The 17,556-nt window shown below is 59.6% G+C and carries 13 protein-coding genes; 7 read left to right on the top strand and 6 right to left on the bottom strand.

The window, feature by feature from the left end:
* Positions 1 to 18: 18 nt before the first annotated feature.
* The 4 genes from OHL14_RS15650 to OHL14_RS15635 all read right to left on the bottom strand — a co-directional run bounded on the left by OHL14_RS15650 (position 19) and on the right by OHL14_RS15635 (position 5,073).
* The gene (locus OHL14_RS15650; protein WP_263380308.1) at positions 19 to 1,482 is read right to left on the bottom strand and encodes a tetratricopeptide repeat protein; all 1,464 of its coding nucleotides are present in this window, start codon (positions 1,480 to 1,482) and stop codon (positions 19 to 21) included.
* A gap of 336 nt (positions 1,483 to 1,818) precedes the next feature.
* Positions 1,819 to 2,778 (bottom strand): UDP-glucuronic acid decarboxylase family protein, encoded by a 960-nt coding sequence (locus OHL14_RS15645; RefSeq protein ID WP_263380307.1) that lies wholly within the window; start codon positions 2,776 to 2,778, stop codon positions 1,819 to 1,821.
* 2 nt (positions 2,779 to 2,780) lie between these two features.
* Complete coding sequence (locus tag OHL14_RS15640; protein WP_263380306.1) at positions 2,781 to 4,211, bottom strand: UDP-glucose dehydrogenase family protein; 1,431 nt, start codon at positions 4,209 to 4,211, stop codon at positions 2,781 to 2,783.
* 271 nt (positions 4,212 to 4,482) lie between these two features.
* Entirely contained in the window at positions 4,483 to 5,073 is a 591-nt protein-coding gene (locus tag OHL14_RS15635) for a YceI family protein (protein WP_263380305.1), read from the bottom strand.
* 358 nt (positions 5,074 to 5,431) lie between these two features.
* On the opposite strand from OHL14_RS15635, the gene OHL14_RS15630 reads away from it, so the two are divergent.
* From OHL14_RS15630 to OHL14_RS20270, 6 genes are all read left to right on the top strand, one after another.
* Positions 5,432 to 8,062: a protease pro-enzyme activation domain-containing protein gene (locus OHL14_RS15630; protein WP_263380304.1), complete on the top strand. Its 2,631-nt coding sequence runs from the start codon at positions 5,432 to 5,434 to the stop codon at positions 8,060 to 8,062.
* A 768-nt stretch (positions 8,063 to 8,830) separates the two neighbouring features.
* On the top strand, positions 8,831 to 12,220 hold the full coding sequence (locus OHL14_RS15625; RefSeq protein ID WP_263380303.1) for a vitamin B12-dependent ribonucleotide reductase: 3,390 nt from the start codon (positions 8,831 to 8,833) through the stop codon (positions 12,218 to 12,220).
* 85 nt (positions 12,221 to 12,305) lie between these two features.
* Positions 12,306 to 13,244: a DUF4238 domain-containing protein gene (locus OHL14_RS15620; protein ID WP_263380302.1), complete on the top strand. Its 939-nt coding sequence runs from the start codon at positions 12,306 to 12,308 to the stop codon at positions 13,242 to 13,244.
* Positions 13,245 to 13,457: 213 nt separating this feature from the next.
* Positions 13,458 to 13,907: an REP-associated tyrosine transposase gene (locus tag OHL14_RS15615; protein ID WP_263380301.1), complete on the top strand. Its 450-nt coding sequence runs from the start codon at positions 13,458 to 13,460 to the stop codon at positions 13,905 to 13,907.
* Positions 13,908 to 14,266: 359 nt separating this feature from the next.
* Entirely contained in the window at positions 14,267 to 14,734 is a 468-nt protein-coding gene (locus tag OHL14_RS15610) for a hypothetical protein (RefSeq protein ID WP_263380300.1), read from the top strand.
* A 120-nt stretch (positions 14,735 to 14,854) separates the two neighbouring features.
* A complete protein-coding gene (locus OHL14_RS20270; RefSeq protein WP_396271430.1) occupies positions 14,855 to 15,403 on the top strand; it encodes a 2'-5' RNA ligase family protein in 549 nt (182 codons plus the stop codon).
* Here OHL14_RS20270 and OHL14_RS15600 read toward each other — a convergent pair.
* On the bottom strand, positions 15,345 to 15,644 hold the full coding sequence (locus OHL14_RS15600; protein ID WP_263380298.1) for a hypothetical protein: 300 nt from the start codon (positions 15,642 to 15,644) through the stop codon (positions 15,345 to 15,347). The genes OHL14_RS20270 and OHL14_RS15600 overlap by 59 nt on opposite strands.
* Before the next feature lie 258 nt (positions 15,645 to 15,902).
* Positions 15,903 to 17,015, bottom strand: a complete 1,113-nt coding sequence (locus OHL14_RS15595) for a glycoside hydrolase family 76 protein (protein ID WP_263380297.1) — start codon at positions 17,013 to 17,015, stop codon at positions 15,903 to 15,905.
* 168 nt (positions 17,016 to 17,183) lie between these two features.
* Here OHL14_RS15595 and OHL14_RS15590 point away from each other — a divergent pair.
* A partial coding sequence (locus OHL14_RS15590; RefSeq protein WP_263377353.1) for a LacI family DNA-binding transcriptional regulator occupies positions 17,184 to 17,556 on the top strand: 373 nt, incomplete at its 3' end.

The following is a 17,556-nucleotide window of genomic DNA, read 5'->3' as shown; positions in this document are numbered from 1 at the left end:
TGCGTGCTGTGATGACAGCTATGGCTTGCTTGCGGAGGCCTTTGCACGTTCAGCAGCCGCCTCTGCTCGCTTTCCCTGCGCCTCATACACCTTTGCCAGCCCTGTGTGCGCATCTTTGTACGATGCATCGAAGCCCAGCGCGTCTTTGAACTGCTGCGTTGCACCTGCCAAGTCACCGCTCCTCAGCAGCGACTCAGCGGAGTGCGTGGCCACCTCCGCGCGTTGTCGGTTCATGTTGCCACGCATCAGCTCTGCGGCCTCCTTGCGCTCCGCTACGGCGTCTGCTGTCTTGCCTTCCTTGACGTAGACTGCAGCCAGCGTCAGGTGAGGGTCCGGTTGCTCCGGCAACTGCTGGATGGCGTTGTGCAGCGCGGTCTGCGCCTCTGGTAGCCGGTTCAACTTGTTATAGACGCTTCCCAGCGTGGCCCAGGCATCGCCGTCTTGCGGGCGCATCGCCAACGAGGCTGCGAGCTCTCGCGCCGCATCTTCATACAAGCCGCGCTGCATATAGAGCATGCCAAGCGCCAGCGGCGCCTCCGGTGCCTTTGGGTCGAGTGCTTCCGCCCGCTGCAGCTCCGGTGTTGCGTGCGCTGCGTCGTCCTGCATCTTGTAAGCAAGTCCCAGATCGTAGTGCAGCTGAGGCATATCAGGGGCCAGCCGCAATGCTTGCTGTAGTTGCAGCACGGCATCGTCGAACTGGTTTAACTGAACGTAGGCCGCAGCCAAATCCTCAAGAGCCGTCACACTCTGAGGAGCCAGCTCGACCGCCTTCTGAAGCACCGGTACCGCGTCCTTTGCCCGACGCTGCTGCGTAAGCGCCATACCCATGTTGATCATGGCATCGGCGTTTTGCGGCTGCGCTTTCAGCACCTTCTCGAAGAGCGCGACTGCCTCGGGCACACGGACACTGCGTTGCAAAGCCAGCGCCAGTTCATACTCTGCGCCGGCATTCGCCGGGTGCCGCATCAAAAGGCGCTTTAGCACGTCGATGGCGCGCGCATCATTCCCGGTTGCGGCCAGCGCTGAACCATATTGCAACGCAATGGCCTCGTCGAGTGGAGCGAGCTTCCAGGCGTGCTCGATCTCATCCAGAGCTCCGGGTTCCCCTTGGGCCTGCATCGCGAGACCCAGATGCAGGTACATCTCTGCATTGAGCGGTGACAAATGCGATGCGGCGGAAAACTCGGCTTCCGCCGAAGGCCATTGCTGCTGCTGTGCATAGAGTGAGCCGACACTGTCATGCAGGGTGGCGTTTTTCGGCTCGGTTGCGGAGGCCGCTTTCATCTCCTGTGTCGCCTCTTCCATCTTGCCAACCTTTGCCAACGCAAAGGCGTACCGCTGGAGGGTCAGCGCCGGGAGTGTTCTGTGTTGTTCGGCGGCTTGCGACACCAACTGTGCATAGAGATCAAGCGCCCGCTCGAACTGACGCGCAGCTTCAGTCTGCTGTCCCCGTGCCTGGGCGGCCTGTGCAGCCTGGAACATAGTATCCGCTGTCTGCTGCCCCAGGGCCAAAGATGAACAGAAACTGAGCAGGAGCAGCCATCGCATCACGCCAGACGCTGCCCTTGGATTTCTTCTCATAACGCCCATCTCGATTCGCACCCTGCGAAACGATAGCATTCACAAGATGCCCGGGGGAACCGGGTCGAATGTTCTAGCTGCAGCCACGTCAATTCCTTGAGAGCTCCCCGTCTCCTTTGCAGCGTACGGTGGTCGTCTTGGTGGCGGCTGCACAGACAGCGCACGGCCATAAAGAAATCGAGCCTGAAACACCCATCAGGGAGTCTTCAGGCTCGACCTATTTTCTGATTTGTCTTTCTACTTCGCTGCGGTGTGCCCAACCTCGACGCACGCCTCGAAGTACTCGAGCGACTTCGCCAGTCCCTCACGCAACGGTACCTTCGGCTCCCATCCCAGCAGTGCCTTCGCCTTAGTGATGTCTGGCTTGCGCTGCTTGGGATCATCCTGCGGCAGCGGCTTGTAGGTCAGCTTGCTCTTCGAGCCGGTGACCGCAAGAATCTCCTGCGCGCACTCGATCATCGTGAACTCGCCAGGATTGCCGATGTTCGTCGGATCATGCTCCTCGGACTTCGAGAGCAGCACAATACCCGCGATCAGATCGGAGACGTACGTAAAGCTGCGGGTCTGCTTGCCGTCACCATAGATGGTGAGGTCCTCGCCGCGCAGTGCCTGCATCATGAAGTTGCTGATCACGCGACCATCGTTGGCCTGCAGGCGTGGGCCATATGTATTGAAGATGCGGACCATGTGCGTGTTCACGTGATGATAGCGGTTGTACGCAGCCACCGAAGCCTCGGAGAAGCGCTTCGCTTCGTCATACACCGAACGCGGGCCGATCGGGTTCACATTACCCCAATAGGTCTCCACCTGCGGATGCACTTCGGGATCGCCATAGCACTCTGAGGTGGACGCGTGCAGATAGCCCGCACCGTACTTCTTCGCAATCTCCAGCGTATTCAGGGTTCCCGCAGAACCTACCAGCAGCGTCTCGATGCCGAGCCGATAGTAATCCACTGGCGAAGCAGGCGAGGCGAAGTTGAACACATAATCCACATGGCCGAAGTCGAAGGGTTTGGTGATGTCCGCCTCTTCGAGGCTGAATCGCGATTCGTTCTTCAGGTGAGCCACGTTGGCGAGGCTACCGGTGCAGAGATTATCTACCCCCAGCACCCGGTTGCCTTCAGCCAGCAGAGCGTCGCACAGATGCGAACCGAGGAAGCCGGCCGCTCCTGTTACCAGTATCAATTTCTCAGCCATCGTTACGCACCTACCGTCACAGCGCCGGGCAGAGCGTTGTGCGTCTCGCGCGAAGGCGTCACCGTTGGGCGACCGATGCTCAGGTACGTAAAGCCATGGGCTACCATCTGCTGCGGGTCATATAGGTTGCGGCCATCGATCACGATCGGGTAACGCAACGTCGTGTGCAGCTTCTGTAGGTCGAGCTTGGCGAAGTCCGCCCAGTCGGTCAGGATCAGCAGCGCGTCTGCATCCCTCGCTGCGTCCTCGATGCTTTCGGCGTAGCGCATACGGTCAGAGGCAGGAATCTCCTCCTCGGCACGCTTCATTGCAGCCGGGTCGTACGCAACGACGGAGCTACCCTCAGCCAGCAGCATCTCGACGAGGTCGATCGCCGGAGACTCGCGGATATCGTCCGTATCGCCCTTGAACGCAAGCCCAAGAACGGCGAGCTTCTTGCCGCGCAGCGTCCAGAGAGCGGAACGGACCTTGCTCAGGAAGCGCTTCTTCTGGTTGACGTTGATCTTCTCAACCTCACTCAGCAGGTTGAAGTCCACGCCCATCTGCTCAGCCACTGAACGGAACGCAGCCACGTCCTTCGGGAAGCAAGAACCGCCATAACCGATACCGGGGCGCAGAAACTTCGGTCCAATGCGCGAATCCAGGCCGATGCCGCGAGCGACCTGCTCGACGTTTGCATCTGCAGCCTCACAGAGGTTTGAAACGGCGTTGATGAACGAGATCTTCAGCGCGAGGAAGGCATTCGATGCATGCTTGATGATCTCGGCACTCTTAGTCGACGTGTTCAGCAGCGCAGGAGGCGCCTGTACCGAGCAGCAGCCCGGGACGATATCCTTCTGCTCATAATAGGAGCCACTTGTCAGCGGAGCGTACACGGCATTAAGCACAGCCGAAGCGCGATCGCTGTCTGCGCCGACCACGATGCGATCCGGGTGCAGGAAGTCTTCCACTGCCGTGCCTTCGCGCAGAAACTCAGGGTTCGAAACCACATCGAAGTCTTCGCGGCGAACGCCGTTGCGCTCGATCACGCGGCGAATCCACTCATTGGTGTACACCGGCACCGTGCTTTTTTCTACGATGACCTTATAGCCATTGATGGAACGAGCGATCTCGCTTGCGACCGCCTCAACATAGGAAAGGTCGGCATCGCCGGTCTCCGACTGAGGCGTGCCCACAGCAATGAAAATCGCATCGCTGGTGCGCGTCGCCTCCGCGAGGTCGGTAGTGAACTGAACGCGCCGGTTGCGGTAACGCTCCAGCAACTCGGGCAGATGGTTCTCGTGGATCAGCGTATCGCCGCCGCGCAGCGCGGCCACCTTGCGCTCATCGTTATCGACGCAAACGACGTTGTGACCCATCTCGGCAAAACAAACCGCGGCCACAAGGCCAACGTATCCTGAACCTACTACTGCAATCTGAACCGGTTGGCTCATTACGGTATCCAAATCTTTTCAAGGATTCAGGCGGAGTCAATCCAGCCTGTTTTACTGCCATCTTTCCTACCCTGTTGCTTAGGGATGCCGACTGCCTTTCCTGCGATTGCCGCGAAGCATGGGCCATCCCAAGCGGGTTTTCTACTGTTGAGCTTACTACGCAGCGGCGTTGACGGATGTAGGCTGTAGTCCCCGCCAACGGCAGAAGGGAACGAGCCAATGGCCCGTCCCCTCCTGGTACAGCCCTCTAAATACAGAATACAGATGGTCGTTATATCTTCGCAGCTTCGATGTCCAGCTCGATCTTGATGTCGTCCGACAGCACTGCGTCGCCCGTGCCGGTCTTGCCAGCCCAGAGCAGGCCGAAGTCCTTGCGGTTGATCGTTGTCGTCGCCGTAAAGCCACGCTTGGTGGCCTTTGGATCGACCTGCTCCTTGCCCGGAGTCTCCAGGCTGAGCACCACGCTCTTCGTTACGCCATGCAGCGTTAGGTCGCCGGTCACGGCATAGCCGCCCCCAGCCTTGGCGACATTGGTGCTCTTGAACGTCATGGTCGGGAACTTCGCCACGTCGAAAAAGTCCGGGCTCTTGAGGTGCGTATCGCGAGCAGCCACGCCGGTATCTACGGTATTCACATCGATCGAAGCCTCAACACCCGACTTCGTCACATTCGTGGGATCAAACTTGATCACGCCCGAAACGCCGCGGAACGAGCCATGCACCGTGCTAATCGCCATATGCTTGATCGCGAAGTCTGCCTCTGAATGTGCCCCGTCGATCTTCCACTCCGATACCTGGGCGTGCAGGCTGCCTGCACCTAGGGCGAGGGTCAGAACCGCCGCCAATCCGTAAATCTTCTTCATATGTCGCTCCTGAAAGTCGTTTGTTCCCGTGTGGGTACGATACTCCGTTGGATGGCCGAAGCGCGATTCCGTTTCATGAAATTAAGTGTTTCAACAACTATTTTTGTTCCACACGCGGAATCTTCCTCTTTTTGACCCCACACGACGTCGTTATCCGGCTGTAACCCCGCTCAGAGCATCGCACGTCTGATCTAATTATTCGTACGTAGTCCCAGTTGCAGCTTCGGGCCCAGTTGTATGAGCTGCTCTGGGGCTACGGCGAAGCCTCCAAATCTTGGCAGCTTTATGGCCTCAACATTGTCGAGACCGGAACCGATAGAACCCCTTACTTGCAGGATCGAGCCGAAGTTAGAACCCTATGAAAACCCTTCTGAGTCCCGCCCGTCTCCACCGCCCCGCTCCTCTTTCTGCTCGTTCCGCAGCCGCCCTCATCCTCGCCACGATCGCTGGCCTCGCTTCCGTCGCTCATGCCCAACGAGCACAGCCTGCTGACCGCATCTCCGGTGCCATCAGCAACGCCAGCCGCACGACCCTGGAAGGCTCCGCCTCGCCTCGCGCCCTGCGTTCTACTGATCTCGGCGCGGTTGATAGCAAAATGCAACTCACGGGCATGACGCTCGTCTTCAGCCGTTCCGCCGCCCAGCAGCAGGATCTCAACCAGCTGCTCGCCGCCCAGCAGAATCCTTCTTCTTCGCTCTATCACCAGTGGCTCACCCCCGCGCAGTTCGGCGCCCGCTTCGGCGTGTCAGACAACGACCTTGCCACCACCGAGAGCTGGCTTCAATCCCAAGGCTTCTCCGTCGTCTCCGTATCGCCCAGCCGCGACAGCATCACCTTTTCCGGCACCGCCTCCGCCGTCGAGTCCGCCTTCGGTGCCCCGCTGCATTACTTCCGCGCCACCAGCGGAGCCATGACCTCCGGCGCCGACAACCTCACCCATGTCGCGCCCGCGCAGAACCTCTCACTCCCCGCCGCACTCAGCTCTGTCGTGCTCGGTATCGGCCACCTCTCGGACTATCGGCCGCAGTCCCACGCCATCAAGCGGCCCACCGCGGCCTTCACCTCGTCCATCTCTGGCAGTCACTATCTCTCGCCCAAAGACGTAGCAACGATCTATGACCTCAACCCGGCCTACAGCGCCGGCTATTACGGCTCCGGCCAGACCATCGTCGTCGCCGGTCAGTCGCAAGTCGTCGCTACCGACATCGCCAACTTCCAGACCGCCGCCGGCGTCACCACCAATACCCCGAACTTCATCATCGTCCCGAGCAGCGGCTCGCCTGTTATCAGTACTGGAGATGAAGCCGAATCCGACCTCGATCTCGAGTACTCCAGCTCCATCGCCAATAAGGCCACCATCGACTTCATCTACACCGGTAGCAACAGCAATTACAGCGTCTTCGACTCCATCGTTTACGCCATCCAGAATAAGATCGGCACCATCATCACGGTCAGCTACGGCGAATGTGAACCCGACCTGGGGCAATCCAACTTCACCACGCTGGAGGCTTATCTGCAGCAGGGCGCCGCGCAGGGGCAGAGCATCATCACCTCCTCCGGCGATAGCGGCTCCACCGCCTGCTACGGAGATACCACAAGCACCACCGCGGCATCGCTCGCCAACGAGCAGCAACTCGCCGTGAACTATCCCGCCAGCAGTCTCTACGTCACCGGCCTCGGTGGCACAGAGTTCCCCGCAGCCGATGTCGCCGTGGGCAACAACACCTACTTCACCGCCCAGGGCAGCACAGACGTCATCAGCTCCGCCCTCTCCTATATTCCGGAGCAGGCCTGGAACGACGACTCCACCTCTGGCGGTCTCTCGTCCGGTGGTGGCGGCACCAGCATCTACGCAGCGCGACCCACGTGGCAGGCTGGCGTGACCGGCATCCCCGCAGGCTCCTTCCGTCTCGTGCCGGATATCTCCCTCGATTCCTCACCCAATAACGCGGGCTACCTCTATTGCTCCAGCGATACTGGCAGCGGTGGCGTCGGCTTCGCGGGTAGTTGCACCAACGGCTTCCGCGTCGCCACCAGCTATTCCAACGCCAACGGCGTCACGATCGCCGGTGGTACCAGCTTCGCTGCCCCAATCTTTGCCGGCATGCTCGCCATCCTCAACCAGGCCAAGGGCTATACCGCCGGTCAGGGACTCGTGAATCCCACCCTCTATTCGCTGGCCTCCAATACCGCGACCTACGCCGCAGCCTTCCACGACATCACCAGCGGCTCCAACGCCTGCGTCGTGACCTCACTCTGCGGTTCTGGCTCCGGCACGACGAGCTACATCACCACCACCGGCTACGACGAGGCCACAGGCCTCGGCTCCATCGACCTCTACAAGCTCATCAACGCCTGGACTCCAGGAACCACCTCGACGGCGAAGAGCTTCACCCTCACAGCTCCGGCCATTAGCGTGACGGCGGGCAGCTCTGTCACGGAGACGATCACGGTCACCCCCGTCAACGGCTACACCGGTACCGTCAATTTCACCCTCCCGACCAATGTCGGCGGGGCCACCAACATCTGCTACAGCAGCCCCGCAGCTGTCACTGTGTCTGGAACGGCTTCTGTCCAGACGAGCTTCACCCTCTACACCAGTTCGACCAGCTGCACGACCGGCGTAACGGCACTGCATGTCGCTTCACTCAGGGCTCCTTCTACTCCGCTGCCATCCTCTCCGTGGAAGCGCGTTCCAATCCCCGCTGCCTTCGCTGGCCTCGTCCTGATCGCTCTTAGCCGCCGCCGCTCGTGCCTACTGCGACTCTCGGCTACCCTCGGTCTGTCGCTGTTCGCGCTCGGCATCGCGAGCGTCGGCCTCACTGGCTGCAGCAACAAAACCGCCGGTGCCAGCACTACGGCCACCACCACTACGACCACCACAATGACAAACGCGAGCGCCGGTACCTACACCTTTGTCATCACGGGCACGGATAGCGCCACATCCACCCTCAAGGCGACCGCCAGCGTCAACCTGACCGTGAACTAGCGCAAACCACCTCAGGAAAGAGCAAGGGCACGGCGAAAGCCGTGCCCTTGCTCTTTTTTCTACTCCCTACTCCCTACTCCCTACTCCCTACTCCCTACTCCCTACTCCCTACTCCCCGCCTTATCCACATTTCCACCCGAAGACTTCAAAATACTGCCGTTTGCACAACTCTTGCGCCTTGTTCCGTAGGCCCTCCAGGTCTAGTCTTAAAAAGCTGGTTCACGGGATCGTAACAAAGCCAGTAAACACGCACCTTCCCGGAACTTTCCACACAAAAACCCCAGAAAAACCGATGTTCAGGCCCCCCAAACCCGCGCCACGGGAGTATCTACTTAGGCACCACAACATCTAGTTGTTTTATACTTGACTCGTACCACCTGTGGCGGTACTTTCGACTTCACCCGCAGCTTTGGTGAAGCGCCCGAACTTCGGGCTCACACCCAGACAAAGAACTGCCGACACGGGAAACGCTCGATCGTAGCCGTACCATCGCTGCCGCCCGTGCCGACTCAGCGTCGCTCCAGTTGTTACCCAAAGCCCGTGCTCGTGGGGCAAGTTTTCTCCTCCGGAGACCATCCCGGCGCAACACCGGTTTTCGTGCCGCACCTTATTCTTTGGCGCCAGCTTCAGAGTTTCTGCGGCCGCCCTGCAAGATCTGCCGTCCTCCTGCCACAACTGCTCGATCGATCGGCACCAGGCCCTTGCTTCACCGTTTTCCCGAGTCCGCTTGCCGGGCTCCGTTCGACATTTTCTTTCGAGGTTCCGCCCATGTCCGAATACGTCCAGACGCACCACGCCGAATCGACCTCCACCGAGCACTACTCCGAAAACGGACACCGCTCCGCTCCGGGCCTCCACTTCTCGCGCCTCTTCTCCAAGTCCGGCGTCAGCCCCTTCGACGAAGTGCAGTGGGAGCACCGCGATGCCATCATTCAGGATTGGAAGGGCAAACTCGTCTTCGAGCAAAAGGCCGTTGAGGTCCCCTCGGACTGGTCCGTTACCGCCACCAACATCGTCGCCAGCAAGTACCTGCACGGTCAGGTCGGCACCCCCGAGCGTGAAAAGGGCGTCCGCGACCTTATCTCCCGCGTAGCCGAGTCCATCCGCGACTGGGGTAAGCGCGACGGTTATTTTGCAACAGCCGAAGATGCTGACGTGTTTTTTGCTGAGCTCACCAGCCTCCTCGTCAACCAGCGCGTGGCCTTCAACTCGCCCGTCTGGTTCAACGTCGGCTGCGACCGCCTCGAGCCCAACTCCGATGCTCAGAACTGGCACTGGGACGCCACCCTCGGCAAAGTCGCCTTCTCCCGTACCGGCTACAGCCGCCCGCAGTGCTCGGCCTGCTTCATCAACTCCGTGCAGGACTCGCTCGATAGCATCCTCACCCTCGCCAAGACCGAAGGCATGCTCTTCAAGTGGGGTTCGGGCGCCGGTTCTAATCTCTCTGCCATCCGTGGCTCCATGGAGACCCTCTCCGGTGGCGGCACCGCCTCCGGCCCGCTCAGCTTCATGCGCGGCTTCGACGCCTTCGCTGGCGTCATCAAGTCCGGCGGCAAGACCCGTCGCGCCGCCAAGATGGTCGTGCTCAACATCGAGCACCCCGACATCGAAGACTTTATCGAGTGCAAGGTCAAGGAAGAGCGCAAGGCCTGGCACCTCATGGCGGCTGGCTTCGACGGCTCCGGCCCCGACTCCGAGGCCTTCACCTCCATCTTCTTCCAGAACGCCAACAACTCCGTCCGCGTCAACGACGAGTTCATGCAGGCAGTCGAGAACGATGGCATGTTCACCACCCGCACCGTCAAGGACGGCGCGCCCGTGAAGGAGTACCGCGCCCGCGACCTCATGCACAAGATCGCCGAAGCCACCTGGCAGTGCGGCGACCCCGGCATGCAGTACGACACCACCATCAACCGCTGGCACACCAGCAAGAACACCGCCCGCATCAACGCCAGCAACCCTTGCTCCGAGTACATGTTCCTCGATGACTCCGCCTGCAACCTGGCCAGCTTCAACCTCATGAAGTTCCTCACGCCCGGCGGCCAGTTCGACGTGCCCGCCTACCGTCACGCCATCTCCATTGTCACCACCGCCATGGAGATCATCGTCGACGCAGCCGGTTACCCCACCGAGCAGATCAGCAAGAACTCGCACGACTACCGCCCCCTCGGCCTCGGCTACGCCAACCTCGGCGCGCTGCTGATGGACCGCGGCCTGCCCTACGACTCCGACGCTGGCCGCGCCTACGCCGCCACGCTCACCTCCATCCTCTGTGGCGACGCCTACGCCCAGTCCGCACGCATCGCCTCCTCCGCGCCCAAGCTCGGAGCCGCCACCCCCATTACGCAGTCCGTCGACATCGAAGGCGGCGCCTGCCCCGGCTTCTACGTCAACCGCGAGCCCTTCCTCAACGTCATCCGCATGCACCGCGCCGAGGTCAACAACATCGACCGCGAGCTCAAGCCCACCCACCGTGGCGCTGAAGACGCAGCCGGCTTCGTCGCTCCGCAGCTCGACGAGCTCAAGGCCGCCAGCCAGGATGCCTGGGACACCGCCCTCGCCCTCGGCGAGCAGCACGGCTACCGCAACTCGCAGGTCACCGTCCTCGCCCCCACCGGCACCATCGGCTTCATGATGGACTGCGACACCACCGGCATCGAGCCCGATCTCGCCCTCGTCAAGTACAAGAAGCTCGTCGGCGGCGGCATGATCAAGATCGTCAACAACACCGTTCCCGGCGCTCTCTTCAAGCTCGGCTACTCCGATGCCGAGGTCCAGGGCATCGTCAACTACATCGACGCCACCGGCACCATCGAAGGCGCTCCCGCCCTCAAGGCCGAGCATCTCCCCGTCTTCGACTGCTCCTTCAAGCCCGCCAAGGGAACCCGCACCATCTCCTGGCTCGGCCACGTCAAAATGATGGCCGCCACCCAGCCCTTCCTCTCCGGTGCCATCTCCAAGACCGTCAACCTCCCCAACGACTGCTCCGTGCAGGACATCGCCGACGCCTACACCGAGTCCTGGCGTCTCGGCCTCAAGGCCGTGGCCATCTACCGCGACGGCTCCAAGGGCACCCAGCCCCTCAACGTCTCTGCCCAGACCGAAGACGACAAGAAGGGCACCAGCGTCGACCCCAACAAGAAGACCTCGGACGTAGGGGAGGACGTGGCCGCAGCCGCAGCCGCCGAAACCATTGTCATCCTGAGCGAAGCGAAGGACCTGCTTTCACAGCAGCTCGCCGCCACCCAGCAGCAGCTGACCGCAGCCCAATCCCAGCTCACCGAGATCGCCGCCGCCGCCACGCAAAACTCCGACGCCATCGACGCCCAGTCACCGCCCCGCGCCATGCGTCACCGCCTGCCTGCCGAGCGTGCCAGCATCACGCACAAGTTCGGCATCGCCGGCCACGAAGGCTACATCACCGTCGGGCTCTACCCGAATGGCCAGCCCGGAGAGATCTTCATCCGCATGGCTAAGGAAGGCTCCACCATCTCCGGCCTCATGGATTCGTTCGCCACGGCGATCTCCATGTGCCTCCAGCACGGCGTCCCCCTCAAGCTGCTCTGCGAGAAGTTCGCGCACACCCGCTTCGAGCCCTCCGGCTGGACCGGCAACGAGCAGATCGGCTACGCCAAGTCCATCATGGATTACCTCTTCCGCTGGATGCAGCTCCGCTTCCTCTCCGGCCAGCAGCTGGACCTCTTCGCAGGCCTCAAGCCCGCCGCAGAGCTTCCCACCAACTCTGTCATTCTGAGCGCAGCGCACAGCGCGGAGTCGAAGAACCCCGAAGGTCACTCACTCTCCGCAACCGCCGGGACCTTCTCCACCTCCACCCCGTCTCTCCCCGGCCTCGCAGAACCCACCTCCCTCGCCAACGACCCGACCCTCTTCAACGAGCGCCGCGCCCCCCAGCAGGGAATCGCCCCCGACCTCGCCGCCCGCAGCGGCTCTCCTGATTTGTCATTCCGCAGCGCAGCGGAGGAATCTGCATCTCTGCTCTCGACCCCCGACCGCGGCATCATCCACGCGAGTGACGCCATGAAGGGCATGTACGACATGGGCGACGCCCCCAGCTGCTCCACCTGCGGAGCCATCATGGTCCGCAACGGAGCCTGCCACCGCTGCATGGAATGCGGCAGCACCAGCGGCTGCAGCTAGGGCTTCGGCGATTGCGGATCGCGCTTCGCGCGCAAACAAAAGGCCCCGCCGTAAGGCGGGGCCTTTGCTTCTGATGCAAGGAGGAATGATGGGGAAGAAATCCAGAATCATTATGAACCGCAATGCGAGGAAGCAACACGTTATCTCGGAGATGCACTTTCGACACTTCAGTGATTCGAATGGAAATATTTATGTCTATGAAAAGGGCAAAGCTACAAGGAAAAGCACTCCTCACAATGAGTGTGTCATAAAAGATTACTTCGAATGTAAATTGCCCGGTTACGAGACGAACTTCGAAGTGGAGAACAGACTAGGAAAGTTGGAAACCGCCGCGGCCCCCATTTACAGGAATCTGATTGCCGGTAGAGAACTTACTTCTGTGCAAGCTGCTACTTGGGCTCTTTACGTTAGTTCCCTCTTCTTGCGATCCAGAAAAATTCGGGAAGAACTTTCACCTGGCACTTATGCAAACTTTGTCTCAGGTCAATTGGAAACAACCACGCTAAGGGATGACCAATGGAGAATATTTAACAAGTTTGGCCGGCTGATTCCGTTGGAAGAGATAAGGGAATATAAATCTCGCTTAGTGCAAACCTATGCCGATCCAGCGCTCCAGCAAATCAATTCAATGAACGATAGCACTCCAAACCTAGCTTCCGCTTTAGTGTCAAGGCATTGGCAAGTGGTACGTCCGGCAAATGGGATGTATTTTGTTACGAGTGATGCGCCCGTATTTACATTGCGACTGCATGAAAGAGGATCATCAGTCGGTGTCGGTTGGGGCTACAAGGACACCCACATTGGGTTTCCGCTCGACCCTCAGCACTTATTCATCGCAAGCCCCACTGGCGTGGAGTGGGTCTCACCCATTGATGAAACCAATACCCTGGCTTTTGTCGGAACAATGGCTCAGTTTTCGTACAGACACATTTACGCGCATCGAGACAGCGAAGATATAAGAGCGCCAATGGAAAGGCACTCTGGGACTATCCTGTTTGGTAGGGATGCTTACACTGTAGCTTGATAACAGAGTTGCCGGGTGGCGGGTGCCCCATCCATACGCAGCATCATCGCGGATGGGTGGACTCCTCTCTTCCTCTCTGCCGAAGGCCGGAGTGAAGCGAGCAGCCGCCAGTTCCTACACCACCACCCTCGAAGGGGCACGGCTTCAGCCGTACCAAACCCACCACTCACTATCTCGGGCTTTAGCCCCTGAGGTAAGCTTGGTCAAACCCCCATGGCCATCCCTACCAGAGCAACAAGCCACGGCACCTTTTTCATCTCCACCCAAACCTACAACCGCCGCCGACTCTTTCAAAAGACGGCCAACGCCGAACTCTTCCTTCAAACTCTGCAACACTACCGGTCAGAAGGCCATTACAAACTCCATGCCTTTGTAGTGATGCCCGAGCACATCCATCTGCTCCTCACCCCACAGGAGATCACTCTCGAGCGAGCCGTCCAGCTTATCAAAGGCGGCTTCTCACGCCAGCTTGAATCAAAGCTCCCCATCTGGCAGCGAGACTTCACTGATCGCCGCATGCGCGACCGCGACGACTACCTGAAGCACCTGAACTATATCCACCAAAATCCAGTCCGAGCCCATCTTTGTCAGCGCCCCGAAGACTATCCCCACTCATCGGCCTACCGCAGGCCAACCTCAGCGCCTGAAGGCGACGAGCTTTAGGCGCGATCACGGCATGGCTAAAGCCATGCCCCTTCGAACTAAGCTCACATTTCTATCTGTGACCTCAAATCGAAGGAGCACGACTCCAGTCGTTCCAATCCGGAGCCGGGTGCCCCATCCATACGCAGCCTTATCGCGGGTGGTTGGGTTCCTCTCTGCCGAAGCCCGGAGCGCAGCGCGTAGCGCGCAACGACTGACTTGCTTTCCTCTCCTCGCCACAAATACCTCTTGCATCGCGCACCCGCGTAAGCGACCCTGACTTATTCCGGGCCCAAACTTCACATCGGAGAAAGACTATGCGCATCGCGTCTCGCGTCGGGCTCCCTCTCGTTTTTTTGTTCGCCACCGCATCAACCCTATTGGCACAATCACCGAAACCAGCGAAGAGAAAGAATGTTGCTGATCCGCCTCCTGTCACCTGTCAGGGAGCGGTTCCGTATTTTCACTTCAGTGACGCCAACAAGACTGTGATCCCCGCAACGGCTCCCGCAACGCAGACGACGATCATTTACTCCGCGCGGCTCTTGATGGGTGCACCGAATGGAAATGGCACGGAATGTTCCGTCCGCCAGGTCCTCTTCTTCCTTCCAGACGATCTCGCCAACGGTCTCGATGAAACCGGCAATAATGCGCCTGTAGTCCAGATCTCCATCGACTCGCCAGACTCAATCGGCTATACAGAGGCTATGCTCCCTTACAGTTTGCAGCGTGTCGCCGGACCACCTACAGAATATGTTCTCGACGCGCAGGACATGATCCAGAGCCCTTACACCTATTACGCGAACATCACCATCATCGGACACCCCAAACTACCCTCGCGCAAATAATCGCTACGGCCGGGTGGGCGCTTCCACCCGGTCGCAGCAGCCTGTCCTGAGCGAAGTCGAAAGAGCTGAATTGCCTTCTTCTCCATGCCAAGCGAAGATTAGGCAGTCGCAGGAGCCTCTCTGACCCAGCCCCTCATCCTCACCCTCCAGCTCGACGACCCCTCCCAGCGCTTCTACCAGGACCTGCGCCGCCGCTTCTTTCCCCCGGAACGCAATCTCATCCCCGCCCACCTGAGCCTCTTCCACCAGCTTCCCGACAACGAGCGCACCCCGCAACTCCTTCGCGAAGCCGCCGCCTCGACCCCGGCTCTCCGGCTCACCCAGCCCACGCTGCGTTCCATCGGTCGGGGCGTTGCTGTCTTCTTCCACTCCGACGGCCTCGCCTCGCTGCACGCCACCCTCGCCGCCGCGTTCCAGCCGTATCTCATCCCGCAGGACCGCCAGCCCTTCCGTCCTCACATCGTCGTGCAGAACAAGGTCGACCCTGAAACCGCGCGCCACACCCTCGCGCAACTCGCGCCCGCCCCGCTACCCAAACCCCTCGGCATCGGTCTCACACTCTGGCGCTACCTCAACGGCCCTTGGGAGCACCTGCAGGACCTCCCGTTCTCTACAGCCGCCCTCGAATCTCCGCCACCCGCCGCGTCTTCACCAGGTCATCCTCGGTGAACGCCGGCAGCAGGTCGCACAGCAGCCGTTCCCCGCGCGCCACCGTGCCGCGAACCCGACACCGTGGACAGATCGGGTACGCCATGCTCTCCACCCCATTCAGATCGATCCGCGTCTCCGTCGACCAGAACCCCTCGAACTCCACGCCCGACCCGCTCCAGTCATCCGTCCACACCTTGATCAGCCCGGTATAGCCGCAGCAGGTGCACCGCCCCTCATAAATCTCCCAATCGCGCATCATGAGCCCCGCATCAGTCCGTGACCCAGTTTCGTCTTTTATTCGCTTTTTAGTCAAGCCCCTAAGCCCTCAGCGAAAACGCAAAACCCTCATGAACAAAAGCCATTCGCGCGAAAAATAAACTGGATTTTTACCGTGCCAGGTTGATATACTCAAGCCAGAGAACAAGCTTCCTCGACGTTAGGAGGTTTGCCATCGAAGTCCACGCTTAAGCCTAATCTTCCCAAGACTTTACCCCAAAAGTACGGGGGAGAGGGGGGCTCACAGAGGTCGAAGCAAAAGTGGTGCCGTAAGAGCATCGAGAGCCGATATCAAACTTCCGGTTCCATCATCTTGCGGCGGTCCCGCCCAGTTCACAGAGAAGTGTCCATCTGTTGTGCGAGCTTTGTCCCAAACGCTCTGTGCATTGGCTTCGAGCAGCCTTCGAACTCCAGCCGATGCAGATATTTCTTGCAGATCCCCCAGATTCCGCACCAGAATTCCCTTGAACTGAACTCCATCATCGCCGCACTTCGACTCGCATGGATCATGCAGCACATCTTGTGCGTCAGTCAGTTTCGACTGAACCGCATTCGCAATGCGGTTCGCGAGAGCCAACGCGGATGCATCACCAGTGATTTGGCTCAGCTGCGACAAACCAGTGAGAATCACGCCTTGGTTGTAGCTCCAAGTAGTCTGCTGATTGTTCCGACACGAACTATCCAAGCCGTCATTAACGAGACCATCCGTATTGATCATGCCCGAATGAACGAACCACTGTTCTTCCCGCTGCGCCCAATCCAGATAACGCGCCCGTTCTTCTCCTGAGCTCGCCTCTGCCAGCCGAACGGCAACAGAGAGGAAGAGTTCATTTGCAATGGCATTCTTGTAGTGTTCGTTCTTTTTCCACCAGATTCCGCCGCCGCATGTGTCGGACCAGCCTCCGCTCATGTCGGTAAAGATGGACTTGGACATCTCCAGATAGCGTGGATTCTTGTCGATCTCATGCACATCGAGCCAAGCCAGAGCCCACCAGCCTTCGTCGTCGTAGAACTCGTTCAGGAATCCCGGGCTCTTGTTTTGTGCAATGGTAAAGGTGTTTTGAAAGATGCCATTGAATTCACGCGTGTGCAGCTCCCGACCGACGCGGGCCAGAGCTGTAATGCCATTCGCTGAATTCCACCAGCCGGTCCCGCGAAAAAGTCCTGTCTTCGTGTCATAGGCGTCCGAAAGATTGTGGGCCGCTGACTCCACACGTCTTTGCTGCTCATCGGGTTGCCGGGTTTTGCTTGGTTGCGTACTGACCGGGGAAGGTGCAAAAAAACAAAAGAAAAGCAGTGAATTGAAAAAGACCGCTCGCACGCCTGAGTTCTCCTGCGTATGATTTAGCGCCATGGGATCGTTTCCACTAGGTGCCGCTTGCCATAGTACGACAAGTCGTCCTAAAGGCGTCGTGTTAAGCTAGGTCTCTTTGTGCGTCAGACATGTCGATGTACCGCTCTGTCCGGCAGTTGTTACTATCGAAAAACTTTCATCGTATAAATCCAGCGCGAATTGGGCAAAATGAAGACACGAAGTAAACACGCAACGTTGAGTGAGGTGGCGAAGTCTGCCGGAGTTGGCACGACGACGGTCTCTCGGGTGATCAACGGAGGTCAAAGCGTAGACCCGAAGACGTTGGCGCGCGTGCAGCGCGCTATTGAGACGCTTGGCTATATGCCGAGCCAGGCTGCGCGCATTCTGAAGGGCGATCGTACCCGCGCCATCGGACTCGTGATCCCGAGCATCGCCGATCCCTTTTTCTCCAGCTGCGCCGAAGCCGCGCAGGCGATCGTGCGCACGCATGACAGCGTTCTGATCGTGCTGACGACGCAGAATGATCCGAAAGAAGAGCTCGCCGCCGTGAACATGCTGATGCGGCATCGTGTGGATGGCC

This window comes from Granulicella paludicola, from assembly GCF_025685545.1.
Classification (GTDB): domain Bacteria; phylum Acidobacteriota; class Terriglobia; order Terriglobales; family Acidobacteriaceae; genus Granulicella; species Granulicella paludicola.
Note: the sequence above shows the minus strand (reverse complement) of the source record. Positions and strands in the feature narration are given on the sequence as shown.